At 61.5% G+C, this 17,482-nt stretch carries 15 protein-coding genes; 9 read left to right on the top strand and 6 right to left on the bottom strand.

Annotated elements, in window-relative coordinates; translation table 11 throughout:
* Nucleotides 1–134 precede the first annotated feature (134 nt).
* The gene (gene xylA / locus FHT75_RS20815) at nucleotides 135–1,445 is read left to right on the top strand and encodes a xylose isomerase (RefSeq protein ID WP_047616280.1); all 1,311 of its coding nucleotides are present in this window, start codon (nucleotides 135–137) and stop codon (nucleotides 1,443–1,445) included.
* Between the two features lie 63 nt (nucleotides 1,446–1,508).
* Here xylA and FHT75_RS20810 read toward each other — a convergent pair whose 3' ends face one another.
* Nucleotides 1,509–2,540 (bottom strand): LacI family DNA-binding transcriptional regulator, encoded by a 1,032-nt coding sequence (locus FHT75_RS20810; RefSeq protein ID WP_047616282.1) that lies wholly within the window; start codon nucleotides 2,538–2,540, stop codon nucleotides 1,509–1,511.
* Nucleotides 2,541–2,710: 170 nt separating this feature from the next.
* Here FHT75_RS20810 and FHT75_RS20805 point away from each other — a divergent pair, with 170 nt between their 5' ends.
* The 5 genes from FHT75_RS20805 (at nucleotide 2,711) to FHT75_RS20785 (ending at nucleotide 9,021) form a co-directional block, all read left to right on the top strand.
* The gene (locus FHT75_RS20805; RefSeq protein WP_063475292.1) at nucleotides 2,711–4,237 is read left to right on the top strand and encodes a sugar ABC transporter ATP-binding protein; all 1,527 of its coding nucleotides are present in this window, start codon (nucleotides 2,711–2,713) and stop codon (nucleotides 4,235–4,237) included.
* A 77-nt stretch (nucleotides 4,238–4,314) separates the two neighbouring features.
* Nucleotides 4,315–5,319 (top strand): ABC transporter permease, encoded by a 1,005-nt coding sequence (locus tag FHT75_RS20800; RefSeq protein WP_047616285.1) that lies wholly within the window; start codon nucleotides 4,315–4,317, stop codon nucleotides 5,317–5,319.
* Nucleotides 5,320–5,388: 69 nt separating this feature from the next.
* Nucleotides 5,389–6,336 carry a substrate-binding domain-containing protein gene (locus FHT75_RS20795; RefSeq protein WP_063475293.1) on the top strand — a complete coding sequence of 316 codons (948 nt, stop codon included), beginning with the start codon at nucleotides 5,389–5,391 and terminating at the stop codon, nucleotides 6,334–6,336.
* A 250-nt stretch (nucleotides 6,337–6,586) separates the two neighbouring features.
* On the top strand, nucleotides 6,587–7,642 hold the full coding sequence (locus tag FHT75_RS20790; RefSeq protein ID WP_062939707.1) for a sugar phosphate isomerase/epimerase family protein: 1,056 nt from the start codon (nucleotides 6,587–6,589) through the stop codon (nucleotides 7,640–7,642).
* A 191-nt stretch (nucleotides 7,643–7,833) separates the two neighbouring features.
* Nucleotides 7,834–9,021, top strand: a complete 1,188-nt coding sequence (locus FHT75_RS20785) for a Gfo/Idh/MocA family protein (RefSeq protein ID WP_183845181.1) — start codon at nucleotides 7,834–7,836, stop codon at nucleotides 9,019–9,021.
* Nucleotides 9,022–9,096: 75 nt separating this feature from the next.
* Here the strand turns inward: FHT75_RS20785 and FHT75_RS20780 are convergent, their stop codons facing one another.
* Nucleotides 9,097–9,501 carry a DoxX family protein gene (locus FHT75_RS20780; RefSeq protein WP_047616294.1) on the bottom strand — a complete coding sequence of 135 codons (405 nt, stop codon included), beginning with the start codon at nucleotides 9,499–9,501 and terminating at the stop codon, nucleotides 9,097–9,099.
* Between the two features lie 265 nt (nucleotides 9,502–9,766).
* Between FHT75_RS20780 and FHT75_RS20775 the strand changes: the two genes are divergently transcribed.
* Together FHT75_RS20775 and FHT75_RS20770 are read left to right on the top strand one after the other, a co-directional pair.
* A complete protein-coding gene (locus FHT75_RS20775) occupies nucleotides 9,767–11,140 on the top strand; it encodes a GH1 family beta-glucosidase (RefSeq protein ID WP_063475294.1) in 1,374 nt (457 codons plus the stop codon).
* A gap of 201 nt (nucleotides 11,141–11,341) precedes the next feature.
* Nucleotides 11,342–13,555, top strand: coding sequence for a putative bifunctional diguanylate cyclase/phosphodiesterase (locus tag FHT75_RS20770; protein ID WP_063475295.1), 2,214 nt, complete (start codon nucleotides 11,342–11,344; stop codon nucleotides 13,553–13,555).
* A 49-nt stretch (nucleotides 13,556–13,604) separates the two neighbouring features.
* Here FHT75_RS20770 and FHT75_RS20765 read toward each other — a convergent pair whose 3' ends face one another.
* The 4 genes from FHT75_RS20765 to FHT75_RS20750 form a co-directional block, all read right to left on the bottom strand.
* On the bottom strand, nucleotides 13,605–14,534 hold the full coding sequence (locus tag FHT75_RS20765) for a rhodanese-related sulfurtransferase (RefSeq protein WP_063475296.1): 930 nt from the start codon (nucleotides 14,532–14,534) through the stop codon (nucleotides 13,605–13,607).
* Between the two features lie 72 nt (nucleotides 14,535–14,606).
* Nucleotides 14,607–15,083 carry a VOC family protein gene (locus tag FHT75_RS20760; protein WP_047616302.1) on the bottom strand — a complete coding sequence of 159 codons (477 nt, stop codon included), beginning with the start codon at nucleotides 15,081–15,083 and terminating at the stop codon, nucleotides 14,607–14,609.
* A 150-nt stretch (nucleotides 15,084–15,233) separates the two neighbouring features.
* On the bottom strand, nucleotides 15,234–16,145 hold the full coding sequence (locus FHT75_RS20755; RefSeq protein ID WP_047616304.1) for a CHAD domain-containing protein: 912 nt from the start codon (nucleotides 16,143–16,145) through the stop codon (nucleotides 15,234–15,236).
* Entirely contained in the window at nucleotides 16,123–16,611 is a 489-nt protein-coding gene (locus FHT75_RS20750; protein WP_047616306.1) for a CYTH domain-containing protein, read from the bottom strand. The genes FHT75_RS20755 and FHT75_RS20750 overlap by 23 nt, the downstream gene beginning before the upstream one ends.
* Nucleotides 16,612–16,765: 154 nt before the next feature.
* On the opposite strand from FHT75_RS20750, the gene FHT75_RS20745 reads away from it, so the two are divergent.
* Nucleotides 16,766–17,404: a 2-dehydro-3-deoxy-phosphogluconate aldolase gene (locus FHT75_RS20745; RefSeq protein ID WP_047616308.1), complete on the top strand. Its 639-nt coding sequence runs from the start codon at nucleotides 16,766–16,768 to the stop codon at nucleotides 17,402–17,404.
* Nucleotides 17,405–17,482: the final 78 nt, after the last annotated feature.

Genomic DNA, 17,482 nt, shown 5'->3' with positions numbered 1-17,482 from the left:
TTCGAGGGAGCCGCGACGTTGCCACAAGTTTCTTCTCCCCGCCGGGGAGAAGGTGCGGCAGGCGGATGAGGGGGCCTCTGGCATAGACTAACAATTCAGAACTTCGAAAAGATACGAACCCAAGGAGACCCAACATGAGCACCGGATTTTTCGGCGATATCCAGAAAGTGAAATACGAAGGCCCCGACAGCACCAATCCGCTGGCCTTCCGCTATTACCAGCCGGACGAGATCGTCATGGGCAAACGCATGGAAGACCATCTGCGCTTTGCGGTGGCCTATTGGCACACCTTCACATGGCCGGGCGGCGACCCCTTCGGCGGCCAGACCTTCCTGCGTCCCTGGTTCGAGGACACGATGAAGGCCGCCAAGCTCAAGGCCGACGTCGCCTTCGAATTCTTCTCGCTGCTCGGCTCGCCCTACTACTGCTTCCATGACGCCGACGTGCGTCCGGAGGGCAAGAATTTCGCCGAGAACACCAAAAACCTCAACGAGATCGTCGATTATTTCGCCGAGAAGCAGGCCGCAACCGGCACCAAGCTGCTCTGGGGCACGGCGAACCTCTTCTCTCACCGCCGTTACATGTCGGGTGCGGCGACCAATCCGGATCCAGATGTCTTTGCTTTCGCAGCCGCGACGGTCAAGACCTGCATCGATGCCACGCAGAAGCTCGGCGGCGAAAACTACGTGCTCTGGGGCGGCCGCGAAGGTTACGAGACGCTGCTCAACACCGATATCAAGCGCGAGCTCGACCAGCTCGGCCGCTTCCTCAACCTCGTCGTCGAATACAAGCACAAGATCGGCTACAAGGGCACGATCCTGATCGAGCCGAAGCCGCAGGAGCCGACCAAGCACCAGTACGACTATGACGTCGCGACCGTCTACGGCTTCCTCAAGAAGCACGGCCTTGAAAACGAGGTGAAGCTCAATATCGAGCAGGGCCACGCAATTCTTGCCGGCCACTCCTTCGAGCACGAGCTGGCGCTTGCCAATGCGCTCGGCATCTTCGGCTCGATCGACATGAACCGCAACGACTACCAGTCCGGCTGGGATACCGACCAGTTCCCGAACAATGTTCCCGAAATGGCGCTGGCCTATTATCACGTTCTGGCAGGCGGCGGCTTCAAGACCGGCGGCACCAACTTCGACTCGAAGCTTCGCCGTCAGTCGCTCGACCCGGCGGATCTACTGATCGGCCATATCGGCGGCATGGATTGCTGCGCCCGCGGTCTGAAGGCCGCTGCTAAGATGATCGAGGACAAGGCTCTGTCGCAGCCGCTCGCCGATCGTTATGCCGGCTGGGAATCCGCCGAGGCGCAGAAGCTCTTCCGCGGCGAGTATTCGCTGGATGAGATCAGCCATTATGTCGAAAGCCACGACGTCAACCCGCAGCCGAGATCCGGCAAGCAGGAGCTGCTGGAAAACGTCGTCAATCGTTACGTCTGATAAAGCGCGCCGGCGGTCATCGGCCGCCGGCGCAGCCCTCTCCGGCCGGAAGCCTATATGGATTTACCGTTTCAACCAGTTGCGCGACGGCGCCGAGACGGAGTTTCGAACCACCAGATCCGGCCTCAGCAGGATTTCCGTTTCGGTCGGCCGGCCATCGGACAGCAGTTCCAACAGCAGCGCCATTGCCTGTTTGCCGATTGCCGTTCTCGGCTGGCGGATCGTGGTCAGTGGCGGGGATATGAAGACGGCCTGCGGCACGTCGTCGAAACCGGTCACCGAGAAATCCCGCGGAATGTCGTAACCCCGCGCGCCGAGCCCGACCATGACGCCGATCGCCGTCTGGTCGTTGACGCACATGAAGGCTGTGGGAAGCGTGTCACGCATGAAAAGCTGTTCGACCGCATGCCGCCCGCTTTCGATCGTGCCGTCGCCTTCGAGCACGATCCTCAAGTCGGGCGGGATGCCGGCGGCGTCGAGACCGGCATCGTAACCCATGCGGCGCCTGGTATAGGCAAGCCGGGTGCGTGAATCGCCGATGAAGGCGATCTTGCGATGCCCTTCGGCCAGCAGCAGATCCACCGCTTTCCTGGCGCCTTCGGTATCGTCGACACCGACATAGGGAATGCCGCCGTTGAAGACAGGCTCGAAAACGCCGACGCTCGGCGGCAGCCGCGCGGTCATCGTCTGATGCCCGAAGGGCAGGATGCCGGTGAAGAGGATCAATCCGGCCGCCTGGTTGGAATTGAAGAATTTCAGATATTCGAGGCCGCGCTGGGCGTCGTTCTGCGTGTGGCCGATCAGGATGCCGTAGCCATGCGCGCGCGCCTCGTTCTCCAGCCCGACGAGAATGTTGGAGAAATTGGGATCGCCGATATCCGGCGCCACCACCAGGATCATGTTGGAGCGGCCAAGCCTCAGGCTGCGCGCCATCGCATTGGTCGTATAACCGGTGATGGCGATCGCCTGGTTGACCTTGAGCCGTGTGGAGTTGGCGACCTTCTCGGGCATATGGATCGCCCGGGACACCGTCGCGATGGAGACCTCGGCGATCCGGGCGACGTCTTCGATGGTTGCGGGCGTGGAATTCGACACTGGGCTCTGCCTTGGGGCTGTCTTCGCCGAGACACTACACAGACTTGTCGAGAGGTCAAAGGCAGGCTTCAACTGATCTGTGTAAATCAACGATGTAAACCTTTACACGATGTATGTAAAGGTTTACATAGGGTCCAGAGCGGATGGAGAGCCGCTTTGGGGAGGATCAGATGACCGTGGAAGCCGCCGACACCGCACCCGTGGTGCTGTCCGCCAGGCGCATATGCAAATCCTTCAGTGGGGTGCAGGTCCTCTTCAGCGTGAACTTCGATCTTCGCGCCGGCGAAATCCATGCCCTGATGGGTGAAAACGGGGCCGGCAAATCCACGCTTGTCAAGGTATTGTCCGGTTTCGAACAGCCGAGTTCCGGCGAGATCCTGCTCGACGGCAAGCCCGTCGTCCTGCCGCCCAATGGTGCTGCCGAGGCGCTCGGCATCGTCATCATTCACCAGGAATTCAACCTCGCCGACCACCTGACCGTAACGGAGAGCCTCTTCCTCGGGCGAGAAGTCACGCGCTTCGGTGTGCTCGACCGCAAATATATGCGGTCGGAGACCCGCAAGGTTCTCGACGTGCTCGGTTCGCATGTCGACGAGAACGCATTGATCAGCACGCTTTCCATCGCCGACAAGCAGATGGTCGAAATCGCCAAGGCGATCAGCCGCGATGCGCGGGTGGTGTTCATGGACGAGCCAACCGCGGTGCTGTCGCGGGAAGAGACCAGCATGCTCTTCAAGCAGGTTCGCAAGCTGCGCGACCAGGGCACGAGCTTCGTCTTCGTGTCCCACAAGCTCGACGAGGTGATGGAATTGACCGACCGCGTCACCGTGCTGCGCGACGGCCAATGGATCAAGACGTCGCCGACGTCCATTCTGGACGGGGAATCGATCGCCCAGCTGATGGTCGGCCGCGAACTTTCCAGCCTCTATCCCGCCAAGGTCGAGCCCGATATCGACGAGGAGGTCGTTCTCAGCGTCGATTCGGTGTCGACCGGTTATGTGAAGGATGCGAGTTTCGAGGTGCGCAAGGGCGAAATTATCGGTTTCTCCGGCATGATCGGCTCCGGCCGCACCGAACTGATGGAAGCGATCGCCGGATTGCGGACCCGTCTCGAGGGCGAGGTGGTCATCAAGGGCGAAACGGTTCCCTCCGGCGACGTGCATGCCGCCAATCGCTGCGGGCTCGCCTATATGACCAAGGACCGCAAGTCGAAGGGCCTGCTGCTGCGCTCCGGCATGGTGACCAATCTGACGCTGCAATCGCTCGGAAGGCATGCGCGTCACGGCTATCTCAGCCCGGGAAGCGAGGCGGCCGCCATGGCAAAGGCCAAACGCCGCTTCGACATCAGGGTTCGCGACGGCAATATCGTCGCCGGGCGCATGTCGGGCGGGAACCAGCAGAAGCTGCTGCTGGCCAAGGTCATGGAGACCGATCCTGATATCATCATCATCGACGAGCCGACGCGCGGCATCGATGTCGGCACCAAGCAGCAAATCTATCATTTCATTTCGGCGCTCGCCCGGGACGGGCGGTCGATCATCGTCGTGTCGTCGGAGATGCCGGAGGTTATCGGTCTCTGCACCAGAGTGGCGGTGATGCGCGAAGGGCGTATCGTCGGCATGCTCGAAGGAGACGAGATTTCCGAGCAGGAGATCATGCGTTACGCCGCCGGGCTCAAGAAGAAGGCGGCCGCCTGAGGCTGAAGCAGGGCTTCGCCGATCAGGACGACAGATAAGATGCCCAGAAAATATGGGACGGGAGGTTGGTTTTGGAAATGAGTGTCAACGAGGAGACCAGGGAAATCCGGCGCCGATCCTGGCGGGATGTCGACCTGCGTGCGGTCGCGCCCTTTGTCGCCCTGGCCCTGCTCCTGATCGTCGGAGCCCTGGTCAATCCCAATTTCATCGGCATCACCAACCTTGCCAATGTCGCGACGCGTAGCGCCTTCATCGCCATCATCGCGGTCGGCGCGACCTTCGTGATATCAGCGGGCGACCTCGATCTGTCTGTGGGCTCCATGGTGGCCTTCGTCGCCAGCCTGATGATCCTGCTGATGAATTCGGGCGCCGTCGAAAACCCGGCTTTGATGCTGACGGTCGCGGTCGCCTTCACCATCGTCGCCGGCGCGCTCTGCGGCCTGGCAAACGGCCTGATCACCACAGTGGGCAAGATCGAGCCGTTCATCGCGACGCTCGGCACGATGGGCATCTATCGCGGCCTGACGACATGGCTGTCGCAGGGCGGCGCCATCACGCTTCGCTCCGCCGATATCCAGACGCTCTATCGTCCTGCCTATTTCGGCAATATCGCCGGCGTGCCGATACCGATCGTGGTGATCCTGGCGGTGACGGCGGTTGCAGCCTTCATCCTCTATCGCACCCGCTACGGGCGCCATGTCGTCGCAGTGGGATCGAACAGCGATGTCGCCCGCTATTCGGGCATCGCGGTCAACCGCGTCAGGACGATTGCTTTCGTCATCCAGGGACTGTGCGTAGCCATTGCCGTGCTGCTCTACGTTCCGCGTCTCGGCTCGACCTCGGCGACGACGGGCATCCTGTGGGAGCTGCAGGCGATCACCGCCGTCGTCGTCGGCGGCACGGCGCTCAAGGGCGGCGCGGGCAGGGTCTGGGGCACGATCTGCGGCGCCTTTATTCTCGAACTCGTCGGCAACATCATGCTGCTTTCGAATTTCATCAGCGAATATCTGATCGGCGCCATCCAGGGTGCGATCATCATCATTGCCATGTTCGTCCAGCGCTCGCTGGTGCGCAAATCATGAATTGACCGGGCTGACAGGGCGTCCGGTCCCGATATGGAAAAGTCCCTGAAGTTAGTGGGAGGAAATAGCATGCGTAGATTGATGTTGGGTCTCGCGGTTGCGGCGGTGACGTTCGCCGGCGCCGCTCACGCCCAGGACAAGAAATTCACCATCGGCGTCTCCATTCCGGCGGCCGACCACGGCTGGACTTCGGGCGTGGTGTTCCATGCCGAGCGCGTCGCCAAGCTGCTGATGGCCGAACATCCCGGTCTCAACGTCATCGTCAAGACCTCGCCGGATGCCGCCAGCCAGGCGAACGCCGTGCAGGATCTCGATACGCAAGGCATCGACGCCCTCGTCATCCTGCCGTCGGATCCGGATCCGCTCGTCAACGCCATCAAGGAAGTCAAGGGCAAGGGCAAGTTTGTCGCCCTCGTCGACCGTGCGCCGAGCAACAACGACAATTCCGTGCGCGACCTCTATGTCGCCGGCAACAACCCGGCTCTCGGCGAAGTCGCCGGCAAATACATCAAGGACAACACGCCTGATGCCGAAGTGGTCATCATCCGCGGTCTGCCGATCCCGATCGACCAGCAGCGCCAGGATGGTTTCGACAAGGGCATTGCCGGCTCGAACGTCAAGGTTCTCGACCGCCAGTACGGCAACTGGAACCGCGACGATGCCTTCAAGGTCATGCAGGACTACCTGACGAAGTACCAGAAGATCGACGTCGTCTGGTGCCAGGACGACGACATGGCCGTCGGCGTTCTGCAGGCGATCGAGCAGGCCAAGCGCACCGACATCAAATATGTTGTCGCCGGTGCCGGCTCCAAGGATATGGTCAAGAAGGTCATGGACGGGGATAAGCTGATCCCGGTCGACGTCCTCTATCCGCCGGCAATGGTCGGCACGGCGATGGAACTGACGGCGGCAGCCCTTTACGATCAGGTCCCGGTTCACGGCAGCTATATCCTCGACGCGACGCTCGTCACCAAGGAAAATGCCAAGGACTTCTACTTCCCGGATTCACCGTTCTGATCCATCGATTGGAGACATGCGCCCATTCGTAAGGATGGGCGCATTTTTAATGCTTCCACACAGTGTGCGGCCGAAAATGCTGCACGTACCTCTTGCCCGCCAAAGCCCATCATGATTAGCTCGCGGCCATACCGCATATGGCTTTGCGCCAAATCCGCTGGCAAGGGCGAGGAGGCGCCTTGCGCCCGCAAAATAGCGTGCTACAACACTTCAGAAACGTTTACGGTCCATATTCAGGGAGGAATCTGACATGAAGACGATCAAGGGCCCGGGCCTTTTTCTTGGCCAGTTCGCGGGCGATACTGCCCCTTTCAACTCCTGGGACGCCATCACCAAATGGGCGGCCGACATCGGCTATAAGGGTGTCCAGGTGCCGACCTGGGCCAGTCAGCTGATCGATCTGAAGAAGGCTGCCACGTCGAAGGATTATTGCGACGAATTCGCCGGCAAGGCGCGCGAAAACGGCATCGAGATCACCGAACTCTCCACCCATCTGCAGGGCCAGCTCGTCGCCGTTCATCCGGCCTATGACGAAGCCTTCGACGGGTTCGCGGCACCGGAGGTGCGCGGCAATCCGAAGGCGCGCCAGGAATGGGCTGTCGAGCAGGTCAAGATGGCGCTGACGGCATCCAAAAATCTCGGCCTCAAGGCGCATGCGACCTTCTCCGGCGCGCTTGCCTGGCCGTTCATCTATCCCTGGCCGCAGCGCCCTGCCGGTCTGGTCGAAACGGCCTTCGACGAACTCGCCCGCCGCTGGACGCCGATCCTCAACCATGCGGACGAAAACGGCATCGACGTCTGCTACGAGATCCATCCCGGTGAAGACCTGCATGACGGGATCACCTTCGAGATGTTCCTGGAGCGCGTGAAGAACCATCCGCGCGCCAACATGCTCTATGACCCCTCGCACTACGTCCTGCAGTGCCTGGATTATCTCGACAACATCGACATCTACAAGGACCGCATCAAGATGTTCCACGTCAAGGATGCGGAGTTCAATCCGACCGGGCGCCAGGGCGTCTACGGCGGCTATCAGGGCTGGGTGGAACGCGCCGGCCGGTTCCGCTCGCTCGGCGACGGCCAGGTCGATTTCGGTGCGGTGTTCTCGAAGATGACCGCCAATAATTTCGACGGCTGGGCCGTGGTCGAATGGGAATGTGCGCTGAAGCATCCGGAAGACGGTGCCCGCGAAGGCGCCGAATTCGTGGCCGCTCATATCATCCGCGTCACCGAGAAAGCCTTCGACGATTTCGCCGGCAGCGGCACGGATCAGGCGGCGAACCGGCGGATGCTGGGGCTTTCCTAAAACAGGGCATCTCGTGGGTGCCTCTCACCCTAACCCTCTCCCCGTAAACGGGGAGAGGGGAGTTGCCGCACCAGCCGTCGAGATGGGCGTAAACATCGCGGCATATCCCCCTCGCCCCGTTTACGGGGAGAAGGTGGCGGCAGCCGGATGAGGGGCGCATCCGCACCAAGTTTAAATTTCAGGAGGACAGAATGGCAATCGAAGCATCATCCGAACAGACCCGCGAGCCGCGCATCCGGCTCGGCATGGTGGGCGGCGGCGCGGGCGCGTTCATCGGCGCGGTGCACCGTCTAGCGGCGCGCATCGACGATCAGTACGATCTCATCGCCGGCGCGCTGTCGTCAACGCCCGAGAAGGCCGTGCAGTCCGGCCGCGACCTCGGCCTCGATCCGTCGCGGACCTATTCCAGCTATCGCGAGATGGCGATCCGCGAGGCGAAGCTGAAGAACGGCATCGAGGCGGTGGCGATCGTGACGCCGAACCATGTGCATTACGATGCGGCCAAGGAATTCCTGAGGCGCGGCATCCATGTGATTTGCGACAAGCCGCTGACGTCAAACCTGGCCGATGCGAAGAAGCTGAAGAAGATCGCCGACGAGAGCGGTGCGCTGTTCGTGCTGACGCATAATTACACCGGCTATCCGATGGTCCGCCAGGCGCGCGAGATGATCGCGAACGGCGAACTCGGCGATATAAGAGTCGTTCAGGCCGAATATCCGCAGGACTGGCTGACGGAAGCGGTCGAGCAGACCGGCCAGAAACAGGCCGCCTGGCGCACCGATCCGGCGCAATCCGGCGTCGGTGGGTCCACAGGCGATATCGGCACGCATGCCTATAATCTTGCCGCCTTCATATCGGGCCTGGAACTCGACAGCCTTGCCGCCGATCTCGACAGCTTCGTCCCGGGCCGCCGGCTGGATGACAACGCCCATGTCTTGCTGCGCTTCAAGGCAAAAGGCTCGGAGAAGCCGGCCAAGGGCATGCTCTGGTGCAGCCAGGTGGCGCCCGGCCATGAAAACGGCCTGATGGTGCGCGTCTACGGCACCAAGGGCGGGCTGGAATGGACCCAGAAGGACCCGAACTATCTCTGGTACACGCCTTTCGGCGAGCCGAAGCGGCTGATCACCCGGGGCGGCGCCGGTTCGGGCGCGGCTGCCGGCCGTGTCTCGCGCGTGCCGTCAGGGCATCCGGAGGGGTATCTTGAAGCCTTTGCGACGATCTATACGGAAGCGGCGCATGCCATCAACGCCCGCAAGAAGGGCAAAGCTGTCGACAAGGCGGTGGTCTACCCGACGGTCGATGACGGCGTGAAGGGCGTGGCCTTCGTCGAGGCTTGCGTCGCATCTTCGAAGAAGAACGGCGCCTGGGTCAAGGTCTGAATTTGACGTTCCCAGTCACTCAATGAAAAACGCCGAGGCGGGCTCGAGTCGCCTCGGCGTTTTGTTTATTCTCGATCAGGCCGCAGCCGTGCGGCCACGCTTCAGCAGGTTGTCGACGCTGAAGGGTCCGGCGCCTGCCGCCACCAGATAAAGAAATACGAAGCAGAACAGGATTGCCGCGACGCCGCCGTTCTGCGCGGGATAGATGCCCTTCGACGCATGCCCGATGAAATAGGCGAAGGCCATCAGGCCCGAGAGCACGAAGGCGGCGATACGGGTCTGGAATCCGACCAGCACCAGGAAGCCGAGGGTGAGTTCGAGAAGACCGGCAACCCAGGACAGCGAGCCGACGGGAGGCACGCTTGCCGCAACCGGAAAATGCAAAATCTTCTGCGTTCCGTAGCTAAAAAGCACAAGTGAGGAGATGATGCGCAGCAAGCTCAACAGATGCGGCTGCAGCAGATGGATCGAAGACAGCATTGGATTCCTTTCCTGTTTGTGATGTCTTGGCTGTGCAACGATCGCGGGCGCGCCGGCAAGTCACGACTTCTGACGTTCACGTTATGGGAGCAGTCCGCGCCGGAAAGTGCGGCAGGTCAGGGCGACCGAATACTGCAGTCGCCGCCGCTTCGCGGCCGTACTGTAACGTTGCAGTTTTTCTGCGTCCGGGCCTGTACTTTGCTTTTCGGCTTGGCTAAATCCGAACCCAAACGGTTCACCCACACGCCGAGAACGGGATTTACAGATGATCGATCCGAAAAAACTCGCAGACCGCTTTCCAGGCGATTTCACTTTCGGCGTTGCCACCGCCGCCTTCCAGATCGAAGGCGCCAGCAAGGCAGACGGCCGCAAGCCGTCCATCTGGGATGCCTTCTGCAATATGCCGGGTCGCGTCTATCATCGCCATAATGGCGACGTTGCCTGCGATCACTACAATCGCCTGGAGCAGGATCTCGATCTCATCAAGGATATGGGCGTCGAAGCCTACCGGTTCTCCATTGCCTGGCCGCGCATTATCCCCGACGGCACAGGTCCGGTGAACGAGGCCGGCCTCGATTTCTACGACCGGCTGGTCGACGGTTGCAAGGCGCGGGGGATCAAGACCTTTGCGACGCTCTACCACTGGGACCTGCCTCTGCTGCTCGCCGGCGACGGCGGCTGGACGGCGCGCTCGACCGCCTATGCCTATCACCGCTATGCCAAGACGGTGATGAACCGCCTTGGCGACCGCCTCGATGCCGTCGCGACCTTCAACGAACCCTGGTGCATTGTCTGGCTGAGCCACCTTTACGGCATCCATGCTCCGGGCGAGCGCAACATGCAGGCCGCCCTTCACGCCATGCACTACATGAACCTTGCCCATGGCCTCGGCGTCGAGGCGATCCGCTCGGAAGCCCCTGATGTGCCTGTCGGGCTCGTGCTCAACGCCGCCTCGATCATCCCTGGCTCCGACAGCCCGGCCGATCTTGCCGCCGGCGAGCGTGCGCATCAGTTCCACAACGGCGCCTTCTTCGATCCTGTCTTCAAGGGCGAATATCCGAAGGAATTCGTCGAAGCGCTCGGCGACCTCATGCCCGTCATCGAAGATGGCGACATGAAGCTCATCAGCCAGAAACTCGACTGGTGGGGCCTGAACTATTACAAGCCCGAGCGAGTCACTGATGATGCCGATCGCAAAGGCGATTTCCCCTGGACGGTGGAGGCGCCGCCGGCAAGCGACGTCAAGACCGATATTGGCTGGGAAATCTATGCGCCGGGCCTGAAGCTCTCCGTCGAGGACCTCTACCGCCGCTACGAACTGCCGGAATGCTACATCACCGAGAACGGTGCCTGCGACAACACCGATGTCGTCGATGGCGAGGTCGATGACGCGATGCGCCTCGACTATGTCGGTGAGCACCTCGATGTCGTCGCCAACCTCGTCAAGGACGGCTATCCCCTGCGCGGTTATTTCGCCTGGAGCCTGATGGACAATTTCGAATGGGCGGAAGGCTACCGCATGCGCTTCGGCCTCGTCCACGTCGATTACGAGACCCAGCAGCGCACGGTGAAGAAGAGCGGCAAATGGTATCGCGACCTTGCGGCTCAATTCCCGAAGGGCAATTACAAAGCGGGTTAGCGCCATTCCTCGCGCGGGCAGTTGATAAGGCGCCTCTTGAACTCGAACTACCGGCCGGCACGGCAAGCTGACGCTGCCTGCCGTCAATGTCACGGCGGCCGGCGGCACGCATAAAAATAGATTGTCAGAAACGTACAACAGGCGGTTGCTTAAACGTTTTTGAACCCTTGACTGGCAAAGTCCAACGGTCAGGGAGTCGTAATGCAGACAGTCGGAAAGTCGCAAAGCAAGGGATCGGGAATAGGCCGCCACATCGCCGTCACCGGCGTGCTTTTCTCCTTCGCGGTCGTCGTCGCCGTCGTCACCATCATGGTGCTGACGGCGCTTGAACGCGTGGCCGAAAATGCCAATCTCCTCGATGACGAGCGCTCGCGCGAAACGACGATCGGCGCGGTGAAGACTTTCGAGGATCAGCTCGGCGCGACACTCGACGATTATGCCGCCTGGGACGACGCTGCCGTCAACGTCTACGCGCCTGACGGTATGGACTGGACGGTGAGCAATTACGGCGAGATGTCGCTCAACAGCTCGCTGTTCGACATGGCGATCGTCATCGATGACGCGAAGAAGGCGATCATCGCCTATCGCGACGGCAAACCGATGGAGGAGCCGCTCACGGATTTCTTCGCGCCGTCGCTCTGGACCCTGCTCGACACGGTGAAGGCGGCCGGCCCGGCAGATCGTCCTCAAGCGGTCGGTTTCATCACCACCAAGCGGGGCATTGCCGCTGTCGGCGTGGCATTGGTTCGGAAGAAGTCCGGTGCGCTTGACGTGCCCGCCGGCCAGCACCGCTATCTCGTTTTCGCCCGCCATCTCGATGACGACAGGGTGACCGCTCTCGGCCAGACCTATGTCATTGGCGGCCTGAGGCTGGCGCCACCCAGCTTTGCGGCCGACTATCGCGTCCCGATCGTCGATCCGACGGGGGCAACGCTCGGCAAGCTCGTCTGGACCTCGCGTTCACCCGGCGACATCGCCTATGCGCAGGTGCGGCCGATGGTCATCCAGGCGCTCGGCCTCGTCGGATTGTTTTTCGCGGTATTGCTGGTCATCGGCTTGCTTGCCGGCCGCCGCCTGAAGGCAGAGGAAGGCAGCGCCCGCGAGGAGGCGTTGCGCGACAGGCTGAGCGGCCTTTCCAATCGCGACGGGCTCGGGCTCGCCGTCGATCGTTTTGTCGTCGAAGCACGCCAGACCAGGCGCAACGTGCTGCTCCTCTATCTCGACCTCGATGGCTTCAAGGAAGTCAATGACAGCTATGGCCATGGCACCGGCGACCAGTTGATCCGTGCGGTCGCTGCCGGGCTGGAAGTGCTCATTCCACAGGATGCGGTTCTGGCGCGCATTGGCGGCGATGAATTTGCGATCGCCTTTCTCTCCGACAGCGAGAATGCCGCCGCCCTGCAGCTTGCCGAGCAGATCCTCGATTTTCTTGTCGAGCCATTGGAGATCGGCCGCCGCGTCGTCGTCGTCGGGGCCAGTATCGGCATCGCCATGTCACCCTTCGGTTCGATCGGCCGCGAGGAGCTGGTGCGCCGCTCCGATCTTGCCATGTACAAGGCGAAGGAGGCCGGCCGCGCGCGCATGACGCTCTACGATCCGTCGATGGATGCTGATAGAGAGCAGCGCAACGCGCTGGAACTCGATCTCCGGATCGCCATCGAAAGCGGTGACCTGACGCTCGCCTACCAGCCGCTGATCGATGCGACCACCCAGGCGATGACCGGCGTCGAAGCACTGGTGCGCTGGAATCGCCCGGGCCACGGTCCTGTTTCGCCCGAGCTGTTCATCCCGATCGCGGAGACCAGCGGCCTCATCGAATCGCTTGGCCTGTTCGTGCTGCGCAAGGCCTGCGAGACGGCCAAGCAATGGCCGGAACTCAACGTCTCGGTCAACGTCTCGCCCGGCCAGTTCCGCAATCCCGCCTTCAGCGACTATGTGCGTTACGTGCTGAAGCAGACGGAGATCGAAGCCAGCCGCATCACGCTCGAGATTACCGAAGGCTACATGATCCAGAATCCGCAGCGGACCCGCCAGTCGATCGAACGGCTGAAGGGGCTGGGGGTCAAGGTGGCGCTTGACGATTTCGGCTCCGGATTCTCCTCGATCGGCTATCTCAGGCAGTTCGGCTTCGACCGCATCAAGATCGACCGCTCGCTGGTCATGGGCGTCAACGAGGATAAGCGCCAGCGCGAGATGCTGCAGGCGACGGTGGCGCTTGCCCGTTCGCTCGACATTCCGGTGACGGCCGAAGGTATCGAGACCGAGGAGCAGGCGATCGCCATGCGCCTTTTCGGCTGCGACTGCCTGCAGGGCTATTTGTTCGGAAAGCCTGTTACAGCAGACCTCATCACCAAGATGCTGAACGAACGACGGGCAGCGGAGCCGACAGGCCGGCGTCGTATCGGCGCCGCCTGACCGGCGGCCTGATCTTCAGAAAGCAAATTTGATTCACACAGAATCCGGCTCAGCTGCCGATATGCCGCTGGCCGCGCTTTTTGGCGAGGGCGATCTGGTGCTGCCGCTGACGGTAGCGCAGCCGGTCTTCTTCCGTGCGCTTGGGATAACAGTGGCTGCAGGAAACGCCTTCCTCGTAGAGCGGCGAGGTGATCTCCTCTGATGTGATCGGGTTACGGCAGGCATGGCACAACCTGTGTTCGCCTTCCGTCAGCCCGTGCTCGACGGAGACGCGCTCGTCGAAGACGAAGCAGGCGCCATCCCAGAGGCTTTCCTCCTGCGGCACTTCCTCCAGATATTTCAGGATGCCGCCCTTCAGATGATAGACCTCGTCGAAGCCCTCAGCCTTCATGAAGGCCGTGGCCTTCTCGCAGCGTATGCCGCCGGTGCAATACATGGCGACCTTCGGCTTGTTGTGCAGGCCGGGATTGTTGCGCACCCAATCCGGAAATTCACGGAAGGTCTTGGTCTTCGGGTCGAGCGCGCCGCGAAAGGTGCCGATTGCCGTCTCATAATCGTTGCGGGTGTCGATGACGATCGTATCGGGATCGGATATCAGCGCGTTCCAGTCCTTGGCGGCCACATAGGTACCGACCACCTTGTTGGGGTCGATATCCTCGACGCCCATGGTGACGATTTCCTTCTTCAACTTCACCTTCATGCGCAGGAAGGGCATTTTCGAGGCGCGGCTTTCCTTGTGCTCCAGGCCCGAAAATTCCGCCTGGGCGCGCAGGAAGGAGAGCACGGCGCCAATCCCGGCATCCGGTCCGGCGATCGTGCCGTTGATGCCCTCATGCGCCAGAAGCAGCGTTCCCTTGACGCCGTTCTCCTCGCAAAGCGCCTGCAGCGGTGCCTGCAGGCTGGCAAAACGCGGCACGGAAACGAAATGGTAGAGGGCCGCCACGAGGAACGGGCTGGTGTGTGTGAGGCTGTCGGTCATAGGCCTGGAAATACAGAAAATCGGCGGGCCACGCAATTGCCTTCGCCAGAGGCGATTTCGACAGGTGGCGGACTACGCTCGCGCCTGCCATTCGGAAAACGGCCGCACGCCGAAACTCCGGTCGGGGATGGCGTCGAGAATGCTGATGAACTCGATCGAGTGCCCGTCCGGATCCTTGAAATAGATCGACAGCGCCGGCATCCAGCCGAGAACCACCGGTTCCGTTGCCGGTTCACCGTTAAAGCCGAGAGGCTCCACGCCCTTTGCCTTGAGCAAGGCGGGAGCCTGCAGCACACTATCGGCGGTCATGCGGAAGGCGATATGCAGCCGCATCTTCAACGGTCCGGTTCCGGTTTCCCAAAGGCCCAGCATGCCGGTCTTCCGGTCGTCCACCCAGAGGAACGTGACTTTGCGCTCCTCGAACGATGCTGCGGGCTCTAGCCCGACGACATCGCGGTAGAAATCCGTAGAGGTCTTGAGATCGGCAACGGTCAGATGGGTCTCGTAGAGTCCGAGCACCTTCGGCATAGCGGCATTTTCGGCGGTCATTTTTTCCTCGCAGCGTCAGGTCTTTGCTTGTTCGACCACCGGAGGCTAGGACCTCAAGACTGGTTGAGGTCAATGGGTTTGCCCATGATATTTCAGATGCGCTGAGGCATTCGGAAATGCAGCGTTCGCAAGCACTGCCGGTGTCGCCACCTATCGATTCCCGGCGGCCAGCCAGAGAAGCTCGATGCGGTCGGCTTCCTCGTCGGGATCATCGGTGAAGACGATTTCGGCTTTGACAAGCGCCTGCCGCCGGTCTTCCTGCTGGCGGAAGATGATGGCGTCAAGCAGGTGTGCGAGATCGTCGTTGCGGGTGAAGAGCTGCGGTTCGGCCTCCACCAGTTCGGAGAGCACGGCGAGATCGTGTATATGGCCGAGATCTTCGACAAGTTCCGTGGCGGCATCGCGCTTGGCCTTCATCGCGCCCGGCCAGACGTCACGCAGAAGAGCATGGTAGAGCCGATAGTCGTAGGCGCGCTTGCGCAGATCGTGGAAATCGTCGGCCGATGCCTCGCCGTGGCAGGCCGCAAGCGCGGTCTTCGCCTTGCGCGCGGTGCGGCGCCAGCTCTTTGCCAGCATGCGGGCATTCTTGCGGTGGCTGCCGTCGAAGGACACTTTATCCAGGGCTGCAATCGCCGCCGTCAGGACCGCAGAGGTTTCCGTCAGCCGCTGCTCCAGGCCGCTTTCGGCTTCGGCCATCCAGTCACGGCGTCCTTCGAGAACAGTGACGATGCGGCCGAGCGCCTCGCTTTCCTCGTTCCCCCGGGCTGATTGTTGGAGATATTGTGCGGTGCCGATGAGGGCGGCAGCGTCGCGGATCGCCGAAAGCGACGCTGCGGCATCGCGCAGCCTCGTGTTTTCCTGGGCCTGGAAATCCGGCACCTTGCGACGAACGAGGCGGTACAGCGAGCGCAGTCGTTTCACGTTCTTGCGGAAGGAATGGATTGCCTCATCGGTGCCGTCCGGCCGTTCCTCGATAAGCGTAATGGCACGTTCCAGCTGCTGTGTCGCGACGCTGCGGAACGCGTCCGTGAAATCGGCGTCAGGCCGAATGCGATAGGCCATGCCTGTCGTGCTCATATTCTGTGGCAAGGGCCTGGTTGGAATAGCGGAAATCGCCGGTCACTTCGCGGCCAAGCCAGCTGGGTAGGGCCGGATTGTCGGTTTCCGCCGTCATCTCCACCTCGGCGATGACAAGGCCACGATGCTCGCCAGTAAAGACGTCGACCTCCCAGACGAAACCCTGATGTGGAACGCGGTAGCGCGTCTTCTCGATGACGATGCCGATCGCATTCTGCAGCAGCTCTTTGGCATCGGCGATCGGGATGTCGTATTCGAATTCGTCGCGGGTAATCGTGCTGCGGCCGATCTTGATCGTCAGCTTCGCTTTCCTGTCGTCGAGGATGCGCACCCGGACGGAACGGTCGTCCATCGAAGCGATGTAACCCTGCCTGAGAACAGACTTCGTCTCGACGGCGGAACGCCATCCATCGCTGCGTACAAGAAACTTCCGCTCGATCTCTTTCGCCATATCGGTGAACCTTTTGTGACGATTGCGGCACGGTAGACCAATTTCCACCCATTTCCTACCCATCTTGTCATACGGTCTGGTTTTATCTCGACAAGGGTCGGCGGGGGCGTTATTCGGGATCCGAATTCAATCGTTTCAAGGAAGTCGCACGACCATGGGCGAGAAAACAGAAAAGCTCCTTTCCATCCTGAAACTCCAGCCGGTCGTTCCGGTCTTGATCGTCGACGACGCCAAGTCGGCGGTATCGCTGGCCCGGGCGCTCGTCGCGGGAGGCCTGAAGGCGATCGAGATCACCATGCGCACGCCGGCGGCACTCGATGCCGTGCGCGCCGTCGCAGCCGAGGTCGAGGGCGCCGAAGTCGGCGCCGGCACGATCCTGAATGCCGCCCATTGGCAAGCCGCCGTCGAGGCCGGTTCGAAGTTCATCGTCAGCCCGGGCACGACACAGGAACTGCTCGATGCCGCTGCCGACTCCGATGTGCCCTTGCTTCCGGGGGCTGCGACCGCCAGCGAAGTGATGGCTTTGCGCGAAGAAGGCTACCAAGTGTTGAAATTCTTCCCGGCGGAGCAGGCCGGTGGCGCGGCCTTGCTGAAGGCGCTCTCTTCGCCGCTCGCCGGCACGCTGTTTTGCCCGACCGGCGGCATTTCGCTGAAGAACGCCAATGATTATCTCTCGCTGCCGAACGTCATCTGCGTCGGCGGCTCCTGGGTAGCGCCGAAGGAACTGGTCGCGGCCGGCGACTGGGCTGGTATTACCAGGCTCGCGGCAGAAGCGGCGGCACTGAAGGCCTGAGTTTCGGCAGGGGTGGGGTCGGCCTTCGGGCATAATCCCCACTCCTCAATTTGTATTTCACCCGTCGCAAACCTATGT

This window comes from Rhizobium sp. BK112, from assembly GCF_014193215.1.
Lineage (GTDB): Bacteria > Pseudomonadota > Alphaproteobacteria > Rhizobiales > Rhizobiaceae > Rhizobium > Rhizobium anhuiense.
Note: the sequence above shows the minus strand (reverse complement) of the source record. Positions and strands in the feature narration are given on the sequence as shown.

Coding starts and splice junctions, on each gene's coding strand:
- xylA (WP_047616280.1), top strand. CDS start 135: ATGAGCACCGGATTTTTCGGCGATATCCAGAAAGTGAAATACGAAGGC.
- FHT75_RS20805 (WP_063475292.1), top strand. CDS start 2,711: ATGACCGTGGAAGCCGCCGACACCGCACCCGTGGTGCTGTCCGCCAGG.
- FHT75_RS20800 (WP_047616285.1), top strand. CDS start 4,315: ATGAGTGTCAACGAGGAGACCAGGGAAATCCGGCGCCGATCCTGGCGG.
- FHT75_RS20795 (WP_063475293.1), top strand. CDS start 5,389: ATGCGTAGATTGATGTTGGGTCTCGCGGTTGCGGCGGTGACGTTCGCC.
- FHT75_RS20790 (WP_062939707.1), top strand. CDS start 6,587: ATGAAGACGATCAAGGGCCCGGGCCTTTTTCTTGGCCAGTTCGCGGGC.
- FHT75_RS20785 (WP_183845181.1), top strand. CDS start 7,834: ATGGCAATCGAAGCATCATCCGAACAGACCCGCGAGCCGCGCATCCGG.
- FHT75_RS20780 (WP_047616294.1), bottom strand. CDS start 9,501: ATGCTGTCTTCGATCCATCTGCTGCAGCCGCATCTGTTGAGCTTGCTG.
- FHT75_RS20775 (WP_063475294.1), top strand. CDS start 9,767: ATGATCGATCCGAAAAAACTCGCAGACCGCTTTCCAGGCGATTTCACT.
- FHT75_RS20770 (WP_063475295.1), top strand. CDS start 11,342: ATGCAGACAGTCGGAAAGTCGCAAAGCAAGGGATCGGGAATAGGCCGC.
- FHT75_RS20765 (WP_063475296.1), bottom strand. CDS start 14,534: ATGACCGACAGCCTCACACACACCAGCCCGTTCCTCGTGGCGGCCCTC.
- FHT75_RS20760 (WP_047616302.1), bottom strand. CDS start 15,083: ATGACCGCCGAAAATGCCGCTATGCCGAAGGTGCTCGGACTCTACGAG.
- FHT75_RS20755 (WP_047616304.1), bottom strand. CDS start 16,145: ATGGCCTATCGCATTCGGCCTGACGCCGATTTCACGGACGCGTTCCGC.
- FHT75_RS20750 (WP_047616306.1), bottom strand. CDS start 16,611: ATGGCGAAAGAGATCGAGCGGAAGTTTCTTGTACGCAGCGATGGATGG.
- FHT75_RS20745 (WP_047616308.1), top strand. CDS start 16,766: ATGGGCGAGAAAACAGAAAAGCTCCTTTCCATCCTGAAACTCCAGCCG.